1 protein-coding gene is annotated in these 294 nt (G+C 58.5%); it reads right to left on the bottom strand.

Going from position 1 to position 294, the window contains the following annotated elements; all coding sequences use genetic code 11:
- Positions 1–212, bottom strand: a 212-nt coding sequence (locus IFT58_RS18650; RefSeq protein WP_192096556.1) for a BLUF domain-containing protein, incomplete at its 3' end; no start/stop codon positions are given.
- Positions 213–294: the final 82 nt, after the last annotated feature.

The following is a 294-nucleotide window of genomic DNA, read 5'->3' as shown; positions in this document are numbered from 1 at the left end:
CTGCTCGCGATGAGCACGCGGCCATAGGCCGCACGCAATCCATCATCAGGGCCTTCTAGGTACTGCAGAAAGCGTTCCCCGTCGAATAGAAGCAGGCCGGTCACGCCTGCGATCACGTTGAACCTCGCAGCGTCCTGAACAAGGGCGTCCAGACGCTCTGCTGGTAGCTCAGCGGCCACGTGGCTGGCGTAGACGACTGCGTGAATCGGCATTGCCGGCTCCTGATGGGGAGGTCGAACATAACCGAACTGTGAATAAAATATTGTGATGCTCTAGGCGGAGTAATCACGCTGG

Origin of the sequence: Stenotrophomonas sp. CFBP 13718 (assembly GCF_014842145.1) — a bacterium.
Taxonomy (GTDB): Bacteria; Pseudomonadota; Gammaproteobacteria; order Xanthomonadales; family Xanthomonadaceae; genus Stenotrophomonas.
Note: the sequence above shows the minus strand (reverse complement) of the source record. Positions and strands in the feature narration are given on the sequence as shown.